The organism is Pedobacter antarcticus, from assembly GCF_900103515.1.
GTDB lineage: Bacteria > Bacteroidota > Bacteroidia > Sphingobacteriales > Sphingobacteriaceae > Pedobacter > Pedobacter antarcticus.
In genome coordinates this window covers 1-1,737 of record NZ_FNGZ01000023.1, presented here as the reverse complement: position 1 = coordinate 1,737, position 1,737 = coordinate 1, and the positions used below count along the sequence as shown (strand labels likewise).

The following is a 1,737-nucleotide window of genomic DNA, read 5'->3' as shown; positions in this document are numbered from 1 at the left end:
TTGTCATTTATATCATTTAGAAACAGGTAGTCAATCTTTCTCCAGAAAGGAGGTATTCCAGCCGCACCTTCCGGTACGGCTACCTTGTTACGACTTAGCCCCAGTTATCGGTTTTACCCTAGGACGCTCCTTGCGGTTACATACTTTAGGTACCCCCAACTTCCATGGCTTGACGGGCGGTGTGTACAAGGCCCGGGAACGTATTCACCGCATCATTGCTGATATGCGATTACTAGCGAATCCAACTTCAAGAGGTCGAGTTGCAGACCTCTATCCGAACTGTGAATGGCTTTTGGAGATTGGCTTGCTGTTGCCAGCTTGCTGCCCTCTGTACCACCCATTGTAGCACGTGTGTAGCCCCGGACGTAAGGGCCATGATGACTTGACGTCGTCCCCTCCTTCCTCTCTGTTTGCACAGGCAGTCTGTTTAGAGTCCCCACCATGACGTGCTGGCAACTAAACATAGGGGTTGCGCTCGTTGCGGGACTTAACCCAACACCTCACGGCACGAGCTGACGACAGCCATGCAGCACCTAGTTTCGTGTCCTTGCGGACTCATCTATCTCTAAATGATTCACTAACTTTCAAGCCCGGGTAAGGTTCCTCGCGTATCATCGAATTAAACCACATGCTCCTCCGCTTGTGCGGGCCCCCGTCAATTCCTTTGAGTTTCAATCTTGCGACCGTACTCCCCAGGTGGAATACTTAACGCTTTCGCTTAGCCGCTAACTGTGTATCGCTAACAGCGAGTATTCATCGTTTAGGGCGTGGACTACCAGGGTATCTAATCCTGTTTGATCCCCACGCTTTCGTGCCTCAGCGTCAATTAAACCATAGTAAGCTGCCTTCGCAATCGGTGTTCTGTGACATATCTATGCATTTCACCGCTACTTGTCACATTCCGCCTACCTCTAGTTCATTCAAGCTCTTCAGTATCAAGGGCACTGCGATAGTTGAGCTACCGTCTTTCACCCCTGACTTAAAAAGCCGCCTACGCACCCTTTAAACCCAATAAATCCGGATAACGCTTGGATCCTCCGTATTACCGCGGCTGCTGGCACGGAGTTAGCCGATCCTTATTCCTTCGGTACATTCAGCTACTTACACGTAAGTAGGTTTATTCCCGAATAAAAGCAGTTTACAACCCAGAGGGCCGTCATCCTGCACGCGGCATGGCTGGTTCAGAGTTCCCTCCATTGACCAATATTCCTTACTGCTGCCTCCCGTAGGAGTCTGGTCCGTGTCTCAGTACCAGTGTGGGGGGTCATCCTCTCAGATCCCCTAGACATCGTGGTCTTGGTGGGCCGTTACCCCGCCAACTAACTAATGTCACGCATGCCCATCTTAATCCTATAAATATTTGAACATTGGATAATGCTATCCTGTGTTTTTATGCGGTCTTAATCCGAATTTCTTCGGGCTATCCCCCTGATTAAGGTAGGTTGCATACGCGTTACGCACCCGTGCGCCACTTTCTTATCCAGCAAGCTGGATAATATCGTTCGACTTGCATGTATTAGGCCTGCCGCTAGCGTTCATCCTGAGCCAGGATCAAACTCTCCATTGTAAAATGTTGGTTTGAAACTGACCATTCTTAACTTGTATTAATAATAGTCTGTATTCTTATTTGTCTGTCAGACTTGACTCGAAATCCAGGTAAGTATTTCATGTACTTTGAAGCTGTACCTGTTTACCCTGTTTCTTTATAAATGACATCTCTTTAATGAACTTCTCGGC

1 rRNA gene is annotated in these 1,737 nt (G+C 48.4%); it reads right to left on the bottom strand.

Annotation, left to right across the window (positions count from 1 at the left end):
- Positions 1-45: 45 nt before the first annotated feature.
- Positions 46-1,567: ribosomal RNA gene (locus BLR53_RS19640) — 16S ribosomal RNA — on the bottom strand.
- Between the last annotated feature and the right edge of the window lie 170 nt (positions 1,568-1,737).